At 62.6% G+C, this 13,808-nt stretch carries 13 protein-coding genes; 1 reads left to right on the top strand and 12 read right to left on the bottom strand.

Going from position 1 to position 13,808, the window contains the following annotated elements; genetic code table 11:
• Positions 1-61 precede the first annotated feature (61 nt).
• The 11 genes from phoR to AB6809_RS05670 all read right to left on the bottom strand — a co-directional run bounded on the left by phoR (position 62) and on the right by AB6809_RS05670 (position 12,455).
• Positions 62-1,375: a phosphate regulon sensor histidine kinase PhoR gene (phoR, locus tag AB6809_RS05720; RefSeq protein WP_006051992.1), complete on the bottom strand. Its 1,314-nt coding sequence runs from the start codon at positions 1,373-1,375 to the stop codon at positions 62-64.
• A 70-nt stretch (positions 1,376-1,445) separates the two neighbouring features.
• Positions 1,446-2,147, bottom strand: a complete 702-nt coding sequence (gene phoB, locus AB6809_RS05715; RefSeq protein WP_006051991.1) for a phosphate regulon transcriptional regulator PhoB — start codon at positions 2,145-2,147, stop codon at positions 1,446-1,448.
• 26 nt (positions 2,148-2,173) lie between these two features.
• Positions 2,174-2,878, bottom strand: coding sequence for a phosphate signaling complex protein PhoU (phoU, locus tag AB6809_RS05710; protein WP_006051990.1), 705 nt, complete (start codon positions 2,876-2,878; stop codon positions 2,174-2,176).
• A gap of 28 nt (positions 2,879-2,906) precedes the next feature.
• Complete coding sequence (pstB, locus tag AB6809_RS05705) at positions 2,907-3,755, bottom strand: phosphate ABC transporter ATP-binding protein PstB (RefSeq protein WP_029967733.1); 849 nt, start codon at positions 3,753-3,755, stop codon at positions 2,907-2,909.
• 17 nt (positions 3,756-3,772) lie between these two features.
• Positions 3,773-4,669: a phosphate ABC transporter permease PstA gene (gene pstA / locus AB6809_RS05700; RefSeq protein WP_006051988.1), complete on the bottom strand. Its 897-nt coding sequence runs from the start codon at positions 4,667-4,669 to the stop codon at positions 3,773-3,775.
• Positions 4,666-5,667 carry a phosphate ABC transporter permease PstC gene (pstC, locus tag AB6809_RS05695; protein WP_029967734.1) on the bottom strand — a complete coding sequence of 334 codons (1,002 nt, stop codon included), beginning with the start codon at positions 5,665-5,667 and terminating at the stop codon, positions 4,666-4,668. Before pstC ends, pstA begins: the two co-directional genes overlap by 4 nt.
• Before the next feature lie 204 nt (positions 5,668-5,871).
• A complete protein-coding gene (gene pstS, locus AB6809_RS05690) occupies positions 5,872-6,903 on the bottom strand; it encodes a phosphate ABC transporter substrate-binding protein PstS (RefSeq protein WP_006051986.1) in 1,032 nt (343 codons plus the stop codon).
• A gap of 498 nt (positions 6,904-7,401) precedes the next feature.
• A complete protein-coding gene (gene glmM, locus AB6809_RS05685; RefSeq protein WP_029967735.1) occupies positions 7,402-8,760 on the bottom strand; it encodes a phosphoglucosamine mutase in 1,359 nt (452 codons plus the stop codon).
• A 26-nt stretch (positions 8,761-8,786) separates the two neighbouring features.
• Positions 8,787-9,599: a dihydropteroate synthase gene (gene folP, locus AB6809_RS05680; protein ID WP_029967736.1), complete on the bottom strand. Its 813-nt coding sequence runs from the start codon at positions 9,597-9,599 to the stop codon at positions 8,787-8,789.
• Between the two features lie 169 nt (positions 9,600-9,768).
• Complete coding sequence (ftsH, locus tag AB6809_RS05675; RefSeq protein ID WP_006051983.1) at positions 9,769-11,658, bottom strand: ATP-dependent zinc metalloprotease FtsH; 1,890 nt, start codon at positions 11,656-11,658, stop codon at positions 9,769-9,771.
• A gap of 134 nt (positions 11,659-11,792) precedes the next feature.
• Positions 11,793-12,455 carry an RlmE family RNA methyltransferase gene (locus tag AB6809_RS05670; RefSeq protein ID WP_006051982.1) on the bottom strand — a complete coding sequence of 221 codons (663 nt, stop codon included), beginning with the start codon at positions 12,453-12,455 and terminating at the stop codon, positions 11,793-11,795.
• Between the two features lie 213 nt (positions 12,456-12,668).
• Here AB6809_RS05670 and AB6809_RS05665 point away from each other — a divergent pair, with 213 nt between their 5' ends.
• The gene (locus tag AB6809_RS05665) at positions 12,669-13,196 is read left to right on the top strand and encodes a YhbY family RNA-binding protein (protein WP_029967738.1); all 528 of its coding nucleotides are present in this window, start codon (positions 12,669-12,671) and stop codon (positions 13,194-13,196) included.
• A gap of 91 nt (positions 13,197-13,287) precedes the next feature.
• Here the strand turns inward: AB6809_RS05665 and AB6809_RS05660 are convergent, their stop codons facing one another.
• A complete protein-coding gene (locus AB6809_RS05660; protein WP_029967739.1) occupies positions 13,288-13,800 on the bottom strand; it encodes a DUF4149 domain-containing protein in 513 nt (170 codons plus the stop codon).
• Positions 13,801-13,808: the final 8 nt, after the last annotated feature.

Here is a 13,808-nt window from a genome sequence, read left to right as displayed (position 1 = left end):
AAAAAAAGCCCGCTTGGTTAGCGGGCTTCCTTAGCGGGCTTTGTCTTTGACAGAGGCGCTGTCATGCATGTGCCGGTTGCCGGCGCGTCGTGCGATACAACGGAAACTTCACGCTAAACGTACTGCCCCGCCCTTCCTCGCTTTTCACGTCGAGCTGCGCGTCGTGCCGTTGCAGCACATGCTTGACGATCGCGAGTCCGAGGCCCGTGCCGCCGGTGTCGCGCGAGCGGCTGCGATCCACGCGATAAAAGCGCTCCGTGAGCCGCGGAATGTCCGCGGCCGGAATGCCGAGGCCGCTATCGGTCACCGAGAACACTGCGGCGCCGCCTTGCGTCTGCCAGCTCACCCTGATCGCGCCGCCGTCGGGCGTATAGCGAATCGCATTGGTCACGAGATTGCCGAACGCGCTCAAAAGTTCGGTTTCGACGCCCGTCACGGTCAGCCCTTCGTCCGCTTCGAATGTGATGATGTGGTGGTCGCTCGACAGGCTTTCAGCGTCGTCGCGCAGATGCCGCAACACCGCGCGCATGTCGATCATCTGATCGCTCGGCGGCTTGTTGTCGCCCTCGAGTTTGGCGAGCACGAGCAGATCGTTCACGATATGGCGCATGCGCGACGCCTGCTGCTCCATCAGTTCCAGATAACGCGCGCGTTCCGCTTCGCTTAACGGCAGCTCGCGCATCGTTTCGAGAAAGCCCGACAGAACCGTAAGCGGCGTCTTCAGTTCATGCGATACGTTGGCGACGAAATCGCGGCGCATCGCGTCGGTGCGCTCGAGCTCGGTGATGTCTTGCGACAGCACCAGCTTGCGATTCTCGCCATAAGGAAACACCTGCACGGACAGCACGTTCTGCCGCTTCTCGCCCATGCCGCGCATGATCAGCATCTGCTCGTACTGATGCGAATTCAGATAGCGCACGAAGTCCGGCTGACGCACTAGATGCGTGATGTGCTGACGCAAATCGCGCTTCGCGTCGAGCCCGAAATGTTCTTCGGAAATGGCATTGCACCACTCGATCTGATCGTGATCGTCGAGCATCGCGACGCCGTTCGGCGACGCCTGAATAGCCTGAATGAAGCGCGAATGCTGCTGCTCGACCTGGCGCACCTGCGCATGCCAGCGCTTCGCGAGCTTATGCAAACGGTAGTAGATTTCGCCCCAGATGCCGGGGGCGCTCGGCACTTCGCCGTACACCGGCGCGTCGAGCAAACGCCACAAACGCTCTTTATGGAAAGTGCCGAAGAGGCTCTGCAAAAGCAGCATGACGACCGCAAGGATCAATGCCGCCTTCACGTTCACTAATGCGCCGACCACCACGCACAGGATGGCGAGCAGCACGATCGAAACGACGGAGCGCGCCCAGATGATGTTCATGGTCTAAAACGATCGAAGAAAACGGCGTGCGCGCCGCCGCTGCAAGAGATCGCGCAGGATCAAGCTGAGATCAGGCGCTCTTGGCCAGGCGGTAGCCGCTGCCGCGGACCGTCTCGATCATAGCATCGCAACCTGCCGGCTTGAGCGCCGCGCGCAGACGCTTGATATGCACGTCGACGGTACGCTCTTCGACGAACACGTGATCGCCCCACACCTGATCGAGCAGTTGCGTGCGGCTGTGCACGCGCTCCGGGTGCGTCATGAAAAAGTGCAGCAGACGGAATTCGGTCGGACCGAGATCGAGCTTGATCTCGCTGCCTTCGGCATGCGCGGCCACGCGATGCGTTGCCGGATCGAGCTTCAATCCGTTGATCGCGACCACGTCTTCGGTCAATTGCGGCGCGCGGCGGCGCAGCACCGCCTTGATGCGCGCCATCAGTTCCTTCGGCGAAAACGGTTTGGTGACGTAGTCGTCCGCGCCGATTTCGAGGCCGAGCACCTTGTCCTGCTCGTCGCCGCGCGCGGTCAGCATGATGATCGGAATGTGCTTCGTGCGTTCGTTGTTGCGCAGGTCGCGCGCGAACGCAATGCCCGACTTGCCGGGCAGCATCCAGTCGAGCAGCACGAGGTCGGGCAGTACATCGCTGATCAGGTTCTGCGCCTGTTCCGCGTTGTACGCGCGAATCGGGCAGTGTCCGGCGTGTTGAAGATTCACCGAAATCAATTCGGAAATGGCGGGCTCATCTTCAATGACGAGAATGCTGCTGGGCATCGGCACCTCTGGTCCTTATCTCTGGATTAACTGAGCGCTTCGCGTTCGAGCGCGTCGCGCGACTTGTGCCGCACGTCCGTGCCCTTCACGATGTAAATAATAAATTCGGCGATGTTCTTCGCGTGGTCGCCGATCCGTTCGATCGCCTTCGCAATGAACAGAAAATCGAGGCCCACCGAAATGGAACGCGGATCTTCGGTCATGTACGAAATCAGCTTGCGCACGAACGCGCGGAATTCTTCGTCGATCGCTTTATCGTCGCGCACGATTTGCGCGGCGGCCACCGTGTCGAGACGCGCGAACGCGTCGAGCGCGCGGCGCAGAATCGACACCGCCATTTCGCCCGACAATTTGATCTCGGCGATATTGATGGTGCGCGACGCGCCGTCTTCCATCAGACGCTTGGTGCGCTTGGCGATTTTCTCTGCTTCGTCGCCGGCGCGCTCGAGGTTCGTGATGGTCTTCGAGATCGCGATCAACAGACGCAAGTCACGCGCGGCCGGCTGACGGCGCGCGATGATGTTGCTGCATTCCTCGTCGATTTCCACTTCCATCTTGTTCAGGCGCTCTTCGGCGGCGATCACCTGCTCGGCGATGTCGAGGTCGAATTCGTTGAGCGCCTGCATCGCGTTGACGATCTGCGATTCGACGAGGCCGCCCATTTCGAGCACCTTCGAGGAAACCAGGTTCAGGTCGGCGTCGAACTGGCTGGACAAATGTTTATCGGACATGTCGTACTCCGTTGTTTTGCCCGGCGAATTAGCCGAAGCGGCCTGTAATGTAGTCTTCCGTTTCTTTACGGACCGGCTTGATGAAGATCTTTTCGGTGTCGCCGAATTCGATCAGTTCGCCCAGGTACATATAGGCAGTGTAGTCCGAACAGCGGGCCGCCTGTTGCATGTTGTGCGTGACGATCACGACCGTGTAATCGCTCTTCAATTCGGCGATCAGTTCTTCGATACGGCCCGTCGAAATCGGGTCCAGCGCCGAGCAAGGCTCGTCGAGCAGCAGCACTTCAGGACGGATCGCAATGCCGCGCGCGATGCACAAACGCTGCTGCTGGCCGCCCGACAAACCGTAGCCGCTCTGGCCGAGCTTGTCCTTCACTTCGTTCCAGAGCGCGGCCTTCGTGAGCGCCCATTCGACGCGGTCGTCCATCTCGGAGCGCGGCAGCGATTCGAACATCTTCACGCCGAACGCGATGTTGTCGTAGATCGACATCGGGAACGGCGTCGGCTTCTGGAACACCATGCCGATGCGCGCGCGCAGCAGCGAAATATCGCGCTTGGACGTCAGCAGGTTTTCGCCGTCCATCAGGATCTCGCCTTCGGCGCGTTGCTCGGGATACAGCGCGTACATCTTGTTGAACGTGCGCAGCAGCGTCGACTTTCCGCAGCCCGACGGACCGATGAACGCGGTCACCTTGCCTTCGGGAATCTGCAGATTGATGTTCTTCAGCGCGTGATACTTGCCGTAGAAGAAGTTCAGGTCGTTGACCTCGATCTTCGGACGCGACGGCGACGGCTCCTGGCCGCTTTCTGCAGGATCGAAACCGGCGGGCGCAGTGGGACGCGAGATCGGATTGAGTTGAGTTTCTGCCATGTTCATCGGATTACACTCCGCCCTTACTTGTTCGAAAAGATCGTGCGCGCGAGGATGTTCAGTCCCAGCACCGCGAGCGTGATCAGGAAGACGCCGGCCCACGCGAGCGATTGCCATTGCGCGAACGGGCTCATCGCAAACTTGTAGATCGTGACCGGCAGATTGGCCACCGGCTGGCTCATATCCGCCGAGAAAAACTGGTTCGACAACGCGGTGAAAAGCAGCGGCGCGGTTTCGCCTGCAATGCGTGCAACAGCGAGCAGCACGCCGGTGACGATGCCCGCAATCGACGCCTTCAGCGTGATCGACAGCACCATCTTCCACTTCGGCGTGCCGAGTGCGAACGCCGCTTCACGCAATGCGTTCGGCACGAGTTTCAGCATGTTTTCGGTGGTGCGGATCACGATCGGAATCTGCAGCAGCGCGAGCGCGAACACGCCGGCCCAGCCGCTGAAGTGGCCCATCTTCGCCACGACGAGCGCATAGACGAAGAGACCGACGACGATCGACGGCGCCGACAACAGAATGTCGTTGATGAAGCGCGTGACGCTCGCGAGCCAGCCCTTCTGCCCATATTCCGCAAGATAGACGCCGGCGAGAATGCCGATCGGCGTGCCGACGAACGTTGCGAGCACAACCAGCATCAAGCTGCCGACGATCGCGTTGGCGAGACCGCCGCCATCGGTATTCGGCGGCGGCGTAGACTGCGTGAACAGTTCGACCGACAAGCCGCCGATGCCGAGGCGCAGCGTCGTGTACAGAATCCAGACCAGCCACAGCAGACCGAAGGCCATTGCCGCGAGCGACAGCGTCAACGCGATCGCGTTTTGCAGGCGGCGGCGTCCTTGCAGACGCACGCGCATTTTTTCGAGCGCGGCCGCGTCGTTCGAACCCGGCATGTTCAAGGTGGTCCGGCTCATTTCGCGCCCTCCCCTTTCTCGAGACGCAGCAGCATGACCTTGGAAATCGCCAGCACGATAAAGGTAATCACAAAGAGGATGAGGCCGAGTTCCATCAGCGCCGACGTATGCAGGCCCGGATCGGCTTCGGCGAATTCATTGGCGAGCGCCGACGTAATGCTGTTGCCCGGCGAAAAGAGCGACACGTTGTCGAGCAGATTCGTATTGCCGATCACGAAGGTCACGGCCATCGTTTCGCCGAGCGCGCGGCCGAGGCCGAGCATCACGCCGCCGATCACACCGCTCTTCGTGAAGGGCAGCACGATCTTCCACATCACTTCCCACGTCGTGCAGCCGATGCCGTACGCCGATTCCTTCAGCAGCACGGGCGTGACTTCGAAGACGTCGCGCATCACCGAGGCGATGTACGGAATAATCATGATCGCGAGGATCACGCCGGCGCACAGAATGCCGATGCCGATGGGCGCGCCCTGGAACAGCGCGCCGATCACCGGAATGCCGCCGAGCACCGCGCCGAGCGGCTTCTCGAACCACGTCGCGAAGATCGGTGCGAACACGAGCAGACCCCACATGCCGTAGACGATCGACGGAATCGCGGCCAGCAGTTCGATCGCGATGCCGAGCGGCCGGCGCAGCCACGCGGGCGAGAGTTCGGTCAGAAAGAGCGCGATGCCGAAGCTCACAGGCACCGCGATGATGAGTGCAATGATCGACGTGGCGATCGTGCCGTAGATCGGCACCAGCGCGCCGAACTGCTTGCTGGGCGGATCCCATTCGGCGTTCCACAGGAAGCTGAGGCCGAACTGCCTGATCGACGGCATGGAGGCGACGACGAGCGACACAATGATGCCGCCGAGCAGCAACAGCGTAACGATGGCGGCAAGGCGCGCAAGGCCGCCGAAGATCACGTCGCCGGCGCGGCTAGGCGCTTTCTGCTGCGAGGCGCTGCCTGGCGGCGTCGCTCCCGGTGCGCCTGACGCTAATTGGATGTCAGACATAAGAGCCTGATGGACCTTTTCCAGTTGCCATGCGACGTATGTCGCGCGGCGGATGATGCAGGTGGTGCGTACATGCACTGATGACGCTGGCGCCCGCCAGGTTCGGCCGATGAAAGCGGCGCCGGTCAATGCCATTGGCCGTCCTCACGCGAGGACGGCCAATGTGTTACGTGAAGCGGTTGCCCATTACTGCGGGGGCGGTGCTTACTCGGCGATCGGCTTGCCCGAAGCGTCCTTCACCTTCGACTTCCACTGCGTCTTGATTTCCGACACGACCGATTCCGGCAGCGAGATGTAGTCCAGATCGTTCGCGGCCTGCGTGCCGTTCTTGAACGCCCAGTCGAAGAACTTCAGCGTTTCGCTGCCTTGCGGCGCCTTTTCCTGCGTCGTGTGCAACAGCACGAAGGTTGCGCCGACGATCGGCCATGCGTTCTTGCCCGGCTCGTTCGTGAGGATCTGGTAGAACGACTTCGACCAGTCCGCGCCCGCTGCCGCTGCCTTGAACGTGTCCGTCTTCGGCTCGACCACCGTGCCCGTCGAATTCTTCAGCGCGACGTAGGTCATGTGGTTCTGCTTCGCGTACGCCCATTCGACGTAACCGATTGCGCCCGGCAGGCGTTGCACGAAAGCCGCGACGCCGTCGTTGCCCTTGCCGCCCGTGCCGGTCGGCCAGTTGACCGTCGAACCTTCACCGACCTTCGACTTCCATTCCGTGTTGACCTTCGACAGGTAGTTCGTCCAGATGAAGCTCGTGCCCGAACCGTCGGCGCGGCGCACCACGGCGATGTCGGTGTCGGGCAGCTTGACCTTCGGGTTCAGTGCAACGATCGCCGGATCGTTCCACTTCTTGATCTTGCCCAGATAGATGTCGCCCAGCACTTCGCCCGACAGCACCAGTTCAGCCGGCTTCACGCCCGGCACGTTGACGACCGGCACCACGCCGCCCACCACCGTCGGGAACTGGAACAGGCCGTCTTTCGCGAGTTCGTCGTCCTTCAGCGGAGCGTCGGAACCGGCGAAATCGACCGTCTTGGCGATGATCTGCTTCACGCCGCCCGACGAGCCGATGCCCTGGTAGTTAACCTTGCCGCCGCCGGACTTCTGATAGGCGTCGGCCCACTTCGTGTAGATCGGTGCTGCGAAGGTGCTGCCCGCGCCGGTGATGTCTGCTGCGTTTGCGGCCATCGCGAAGAACGCGCCAGCGACGCCAGCGAACACGGTTTGCATCAATTTCATCGAAACCTCCAAGGTGTGAGCGGTGTGAGCGGATAACTGAACACCGCGAAGCTTAGGGTCTCTTTGTGACAGTAACGTGACTAACCGTGAAACGCGTGTGACAGTGGGGTTACTAATGTGAAAGGCGTTTGCGCGGGTAGATCGGTGGCTTGGTGGCGGTTTGGCCGTGCCTTGTAGAGATTAGGCGAAAAAAATGGGGCGCGAACGTTTGCGGATGCGACCAGGACGGGACGGTCCGGCTGGAAGGCGCTCTTGCGCCGGGGCAAAGAGGCGGGTGTGGCGGCTGCGGGCTTCCGGGTACGCCAGTGGGCGAATGCACGCGTGCCGGCCGAGCGCGGCGACCGCGAATGAGTAGAAAGATCCGCAGACGCGCCTAAGCCAGGGCAGATATGCGGTTTGGCGGGCGCGTTCCGTCAGGCAACTGCGGCGGAAAACGCCCACGGTCCTACAGACAAGCAGGGCGACACACAGCCGCCACGCTCGCAGGTGAGTGACCGCTTACGCCGTCGCCTGCTTCACCGCGGCCGCGATTGCTTCCGCGTGCCGCAGCGCATCGTCGACGTGTTCCGCCTCGACCATCACGCGCAGCACCGGCTCCGTGCCCGACGCGCGAATCAGCACGCGCCCGCGGCCATTGAGCGCGTCTTCCGCGCTCGCAATCGCGCGCCGGATAGCGTCGCTGCCCTTCCAGTCGGCGTCCGGCTTCATGCGCACATTGATCAGCTTCTGCGGGAACAGCGTGACGCCGTCGAGCAGTTCGGCGAGCGTGCTGTCGCTGCGCTTCATTGCGGCAAGCACGAGAAGCGCGGAGACGATGCCGTCGCCCGTCGAATGGCGGTCGAGCGACAGAATGTGGCCGGACCCCTCCGCGCCGAGCTGCCAGCCGTGTTCGCGCAACTGCTCGAGCACGTAGCGGTCGCCGACCGCCGCGCGCACGAACTTGACGCCCGCCGCCTGCAACGCGACCTCGACGGCCATATTGGTCATCAAGGTTCCGACCGCGCCTTCCACCTTGCCGTCGGTCGCGATGCGGTCCTTCACCAGCACGTACAGCAGTTCGTCGCCGTTGTAGAGGCGTCCTGCCGCGTCGACGACCTGCAGACGGTCGGCGTCGCCGTCGAGCGCGATGCCGAGGTCCGCGTGATTCGCCCGCACCGCGCGCACCAGCGCATCGGGCGCGGTCGCGCCGACGCCGTCGTTGATATTGAAGCCGTTCGGCGCGACGCCGATTGGAATGACCTCGGCGCCCAGCTCGTGGAACACGTGCGGCGCGACGTCATACGCGGCGCCGTGCGCGCAATCGACCACCAGCTTCAGCCCGCGCAGATCGAACGCGGCCGGAAACGTGCTCTTGCAGAACTCGATGTAGCGGCCCGCTGCGTCGTCGAGACGCCGCGCCTTGCCGAGCTGTTCCGACGCCGCGCAGGCGAGCGGCAACTCGAGGTGCTCTTCGATCTGCGATTCGACGTCGTCCGGCAGCTTGTTGCCGTCGGCGGAAAAGAACTTGATGCCGTTGTCGTAATACGGATTGTGCGACGCGCTGATCACGACGCCGGCCGCGAGCCGCAGCGCGCGCGTCAGATAGGCGATGCCCGGCGTCGGCATCGGGCCCGCCAGCATCACATCGACGCCCGCCGCCGAGAAACCCGCCTCGAGCGCGGCCTCGAGCATGTAGCCCGACACGCGCGTGTCCTTACCGATCAGCACCGTGGGCCGCGTGCCCGTGCGCGCCCAGCGGTCCGCGCCGACGAGCACCTTGCCCGCTGCATAGCCGAGCCGCAATACAAATTCCGGCGTAATAGGCCCTTCGCCGACCTTGCCCCGAATACCGTCCGTGCCGAAATAACGACGTGCCATCTTTTATATTCCTCCTTGCTTTGGGCTCATCCGCGCGGGCCGGCGCCATTCGCCGCGTCGCGCAGAGCTGCCCAGACTTTCAATGCGTCTACTGTTTGCGCGACGTCGTGCACGCGCAGGATTGCCGCGCCGCGTTCCGCTGCCAACACCGCGGCGGCGATGCTGCCCGCGACGCGCTCCGGCGCCGCGCGACCCGTGACGGCGCCGATCATCGATTTGCGCGACATGCCCGCGAGGATCGGATACGGCGGCTCTGCCCGCGGCGCGGTGTCCGCGAGCCGCGCGAGCAGCGCGTAATTGTGCTCGACCACGGCCTTGCCGAAACCAAAGCCGGGGTCCACGCTGATCCGGCCACGCGCGATGCCCGCCTGCATAAGCACCGCCACGCGTTCCTCGAGGAACTGCCTGACCTCGCCGACGACATCGCCGTAAGCCGGCTCGCCGAGCTGCATGGTCTGCGGCTCGCCCAGCATGTGCATCACGCACAGGCCGCAGTCGCTGTCGCGCACCGCATCCACGGCACTGGGCATGCGAAAGCCCCAGATGTCGTTGATCAGATCGGCGCCCGCGCTCAGTGCATGCCGCATCACTTCGGGCTTGTAGGTGTCGACCGAGAGCGGCACGTTGGCGCCACGCAGTTGCTCGATAAGCGGGATCACGCGCTCGAGTTCTTCGTCGAGCGGCACGGGCGGCGCGCCGGGGCGCGTCGATTCGCCGCCAATGTCGATGATGTCCGCGCCTTCGAGCATCATGCGCTCCGCCTGGCGCAACGCATCGGCGCGCATCGCGTACTGGCCGCCGTCGGAGAAAGAATCGGGCGTGACGTTCAGGATGCCCATGACCAACGGGCGTTCGAAGCTCAGCTTGAACCGCCCGCACTGCAACGGCTCGGGGATGGTGGAAGGAGAGAAAGCGGCGGTAGACACGTAGCGTGAAGTCGAATAGGCGGATAAATGCAAAACGGGCCGGTGTGAAACACACCGGCCCGCACTTTCTACTGCCAGCCGATCAGGCCGGCGCGGTCGCGCTACCCGGCTTGACTTCTGTACCGGGGCTGCCGCCCGACGACGCGTCGCTTGCCGACGGCGGCGAGCTCTTCGGCGAGCGCGGCGGACGTCCTGCCATGATGTCGTTGATCTGATCGGCGTCGATCGTTTCCCACTCCATCAGCGCGGCGGTCATTGCCTCGACCTTGTCGCGGTTTTCGTCCAGCAGGCGCTTCGCGAGGTTGTACTGCTCGTCCAGCACGCGGCGAATTTCCGCGTCGACCTTCTGCTGCGTGGCTTCCGAAATGGTGCGCGTGAAGCCGCGACCGAACGGCGTGGCATCGTTTTCGTCGTCCACGTAGACCATCGGTCCCAACGCGTCGGTCATGCCGAAGCGAGCGACCATGGCGCGCGCGGTTTGCGTGGCCTTGTTGAAGTCGTCCGACGCGCCCGTGCTGATCAGGTTCAGGAACAACTCTTCCGCAACGCGGCCGCCGAACAGAATCGCAAGACGGTCAAGCAGATAGTCTTTCGAGTACGTTTCGTTGTCGTGCTCCGGCAACTGCCACGTGACGCCCAATGCGCGGCCACGCGGAATGATCGTGACCTTGTGCACCGGATCGGCCTTCGGCAGCAGCTTCGCGATGACTGCGTGGCCCGACTCGTGATACGCCGTAGCGCGCTTCGACTCTTCGCGGATTACGGCCGACTTGCGCTCCGGACCCATGAAGATCTTGTCCTTCGCGTCTTCGAAATCCGTCATTTCGACGATGCGCTTGCCGCGGCGTGCCGCGAACAATGCCGCTTCGTTCACGAGGTTCGCCAGATCGGCGCCCGAAAAGCCCGGCGTGCCGCGCGCGATGACCGCTGCGTCGACGTCGTTCGAAATCGGCACCTTGCGCAGGTGAACCTTCATGATGTGTTCGCGGCCGCGAATATCCGGCAGACCGACGTACACCTGGCGGTCGAAACGGCCCGGACGCAGCAGCGCCTTGTCGAGCACGTCCGAACGGTTCGTTGCGGCGATCACGATGACGCCGGAGTTCGCCTCGAAGCCGTCCATTTCGACGAGCATCTGATTCAGCGTCTGCTCGCGCTCGTCGTTACCGCCGCCCATGCCGGCGCCGCGATGACGGCCGACCGCGTCGATTTCGTCGATGAACACGATGCACGGTGCGTGCTTCTTCGCCTGCTCAAACATGTCGCGCACACGAGCCGCGCCGACGCCGACGAACATTTCGACGAAGTCCGAACCCGAGATGCTGAAGAACGGCACTTTCGCTTCGCCCGCGATGGCGCGAGCAAGCAGCGTCTTACCCGTTCCCGGTGGGCCGACGAGCAGCACGCCACGCGGAATACGGCCACCGAGCTTCTGAAACTTCTGCGGGTCGCGCAGGAAATCGACCAGTTCGGAGACTTCTTCCTTCGCTTCGTCGCAACCGGCGACGTCGGTGAAATTGATTGCGTTGTTGTTTTCGTCGATCAGACGCGCGCGCGACTTGCCGAACGAGAAGGCGCCGCCTTTCCCGCCTCCCTGCATCTGTCGCATCATGTAGAACCAGAAACCGATAATGAGGATCGTCGGCCCGAGGTAATACAGCGCGGAAACCAGCGCATTGGGTTCGTCGTCAGCCTTGCCGCTTACCTGAACGCCGTACTTCATCAGATCGCCGACCATCCAGATGTCGCCCGGCGAGACGATCTGGTACTTCTGGCCGTCTGCTGGAGTGACCGTGAGGTTCCGCCCCTGGACAATGACGTTCTTGACTTTGCCGTTCTTCGCGTCGTCCATGAACTGCGAATAGGAAACGCCTTCCTGGACACGGGGCTTGTCGAACTGCTTGAACACCGTAAATAGCACCAGTGCGATAACCAGCCACACTGCTGCCTTCGAAAACATATTGTTGTTCAAAGCACCACTCCTTCACTTAGACGGGCGCCTACATTTGCCTTGCGGCACCACGAAAGCATTCTAATCCAGTCCGCAGACCCCTGCCATAAGGTTTCGCTACCACAGAAATAGCATGGCGGGGACTACGCGGCGCCCTACGCGGGCCTTTTCAGATGCTTACCCAAAATAAACGTTTCCGACGACTTGTCCCGCGAAGCCTTGGGCTTGCGGGCAGCCACCACCTTGAACTGGCGCTTGAACTTTTCGACAATCTGGCTGTAACCGCTGCCGTGAAAGCATTTGACTAAAAGGGCACCATCCGGTTTCAGGTGATTTTGCGAAAATTCCAGCGCGAGATCGCACAAATGCTCGATTCGCGCCGCATCCGCCAATGCCACTCCCGACAGGTTGGGCGCCATATCCGAAATTACAAGATCGACTTGCCGCTCTCCGACTAATTCTTCCAGTTGGCCGAGCACGGCTTCCTCGCGGAAGTCGCCCTGAATGAAGTGGACGTCGGCGACGGGTTCCATCGGCAGAAGGTCGAGCGCGATGATCGTGCCGTCGATCCCGCCCTGACGCTCCGCGTCGCGCTGCGACCCCTTTGCCAGCTTGTTGCGCGCGTACTGGCTCCAGCTGCCCGGCGTCGAGCCGAGATCGACGATGACCTGCCCCGGCCGGATCAGCTTGTCCTGCTCATCGATTTCCTTCAGCTTGTAGGCGGCGCGGGCGCGATAGCCTTCCCGCTGCGCCATTTTCACGTAGGGATCATTGATGTGGTCGTGCAGCCACGCCGTATTAAACTTGTTTTTTGCCATTAAACGTTGAACTCTTGCTGCGTCATGTCACGCTTTAGCGGATAATACGCGGTTAATTCGCGCGGCTCCCGCCAGAAAACTGGCAGTTATCCGCGATTCTGTTGTCCTGACGCGCCGCCTGCCGCAGTGTCCCAATCGTGTTCCGCTCCAATTCGCCGAAAGACGGACTGGGGAGCGCAGGTGCCGCCATTTTAGTCGAGTCTCCCACTTCACATGCCCGCCCTCAAAGTCTCTTCCGACCAACGCGCCGAGTTGCGCTCCCAGGCACATGCGCTCAAACCGGTCGTGCTCGTCGGCGCCGAAGGTTTGACCGACGCCGTGCTCGCCGAGATCAAGGTTCACCTCGCCGCTCATCAGCTGATCAAGATCCGCGTGTTCGGCGACGAACGCGAAGAGCGCATCGCGATCTACGAACAGATCTGCGACAAGCTGAACGCCGCGCCGATCCAGCATATCGGCAAGCTGCTGGTCATCTGGAAGCCCGAAGCCGCCGCGCAACCCGCAGTAAAAGGCAAACGCGGCGCACTGCCGAGCGCCCGCGAAGCCGCTGTCGAAGCCAACCCCGGCAAGGGCCGTGCGCCGCGCGTCGTCAAGGTCGTGAAGCCGAGCGAAGTGCCCATGCGCAAGCCGAAGGCGAAAGCCGTGCTGGTGCGCGGCAACGAGCGCGTCACGCAAGGCGGCAACATCAAGCGCGCGAAGAAGCGGCAAACCAGCGCGAAGCGCGCGCATCAGTCGAAATAATCGATTGAAACAAGCAGGCGGATTAACGGTGCGGCGCGAGCTGCACCTTGCCTGCGTTGCGTGCGGCGCCTGCCGCAACCGCCAGCATTCCCTAGCCCGCCACTTTTCCGGACACATCGTCGCGAGCGCCCTGCTGCGCGGCGCCGGCTCCCGTGCCCACGGGCAATTTCCACACGAGCACAATGCCCAGCAGGCTTTCGATCAGGTAGAACACGCTCGAGACGCCGTGCAGCATGCCGAAGCGCGCCGCATAGGCGGAATGCGCGATGTCCGTGCCGGCTTCCAGCGCGGCCACGCGCATCGCGTTCATGAAGGGCTGCAACGCAAAATAACCGACCAGCACACAGACCAGCATGCCGGCCACCAGCCAGCGCAAGCGCCGGTATGCGTTGCCGCCGCGCCGGATCACCACGTTGGCGAGACCGAGCAGCAAAATGCCGCAGACCGCGCCAAGCACACCTTCGATGCGAAACAGTTGCGCCGCCACCGCGCCCGCCGTCGACCGGTCGAGCGACGTGAACAGCACCGGCGCGACTGCATAGCCGATAGTGAGCAGACTGCCGACCCACACGACCGTCAGCAGACGAAAGATTCGATGCGGCATCAGTGACA

Source organism: Paraburkholderia sp. RCC_158, from assembly GCF_041355255.1.
Lineage (GTDB): Bacteria > Pseudomonadota > Gammaproteobacteria > Burkholderiales > Burkholderiaceae > Paraburkholderia > Paraburkholderia graminis.
The sequence above is the reverse complement of the archived record's forward strand: the minus strand, read 5'-3'. Positions and strand labels throughout refer to the sequence as shown.

Bases quoted from the DNA above. Each gene is read 5' to 3' on its own strand.
- phoR (WP_006051992.1), bottom strand. From the start codon at position 1,375: ATGAACATCATCTGGGCGCGCTCCGTCGTTTCGATCGTGCTGCTCGCC.
- phoB (WP_006051991.1), bottom strand. From the start codon at position 2,147: ATGCCCAGCAGCATTCTCGTCATTGAAGATGAGCCCGCCATTTCCGAA.
- phoU (WP_006051990.1), bottom strand. From the start codon at position 2,878: ATGTCCGATAAACATTTGTCCAGCCAGTTCGACGCCGACCTGAACCTG.
- pstB (WP_029967733.1), bottom strand. From the start codon at position 3,755: ATGAACATGGCAGAAACTCAACTCAATCCGATCTCGCGTCCCACTGCG.
- pstA (WP_006051988.1), bottom strand. From the start codon at position 4,669: ATGAGCCGGACCACCTTGAACATGCCGGGTTCGAACGACGCGGCCGCG.
- pstC (WP_029967734.1), bottom strand. From the start codon at position 5,667: ATGTCTGACATCCAATTAGCGTCAGGCGCACCGGGAGCGACGCCGCCA.
- pstS (WP_006051986.1), bottom strand. From the start codon at position 6,903: ATGAAATTGATGCAAACCGTGTTCGCTGGCGTCGCTGGCGCGTTCTTC.
- glmM (WP_029967735.1), bottom strand. From the start codon at position 8,760: ATGGCACGTCGTTATTTCGGCACGGACGGTATTCGGGGCAAGGTCGGC.
- folP (WP_029967736.1), bottom strand. From the start codon at position 9,599: ATGGGCATCCTGAACGTCACGCCCGATTCTTTCTCCGACGGCGGCCAG.
- AB6809_RS05670 (WP_006051982.1), bottom strand. From the start codon at position 12,455: ATGGCAAAAAACAAGTTTAATACGGCGTGGCTGCACGACCACATCAAT.
- AB6809_RS05665 (WP_029967738.1), top strand. From the start codon at position 12,669: ATGCCCGCCCTCAAAGTCTCTTCCGACCAACGCGCCGAGTTGCGCTCC.
- AB6809_RS05660 (WP_029967739.1), bottom strand. From the start codon at position 13,800: ATGCCGCATCGAATCTTTCGTCTGCTGACGGTCGTGTGGGTCGGCAGT.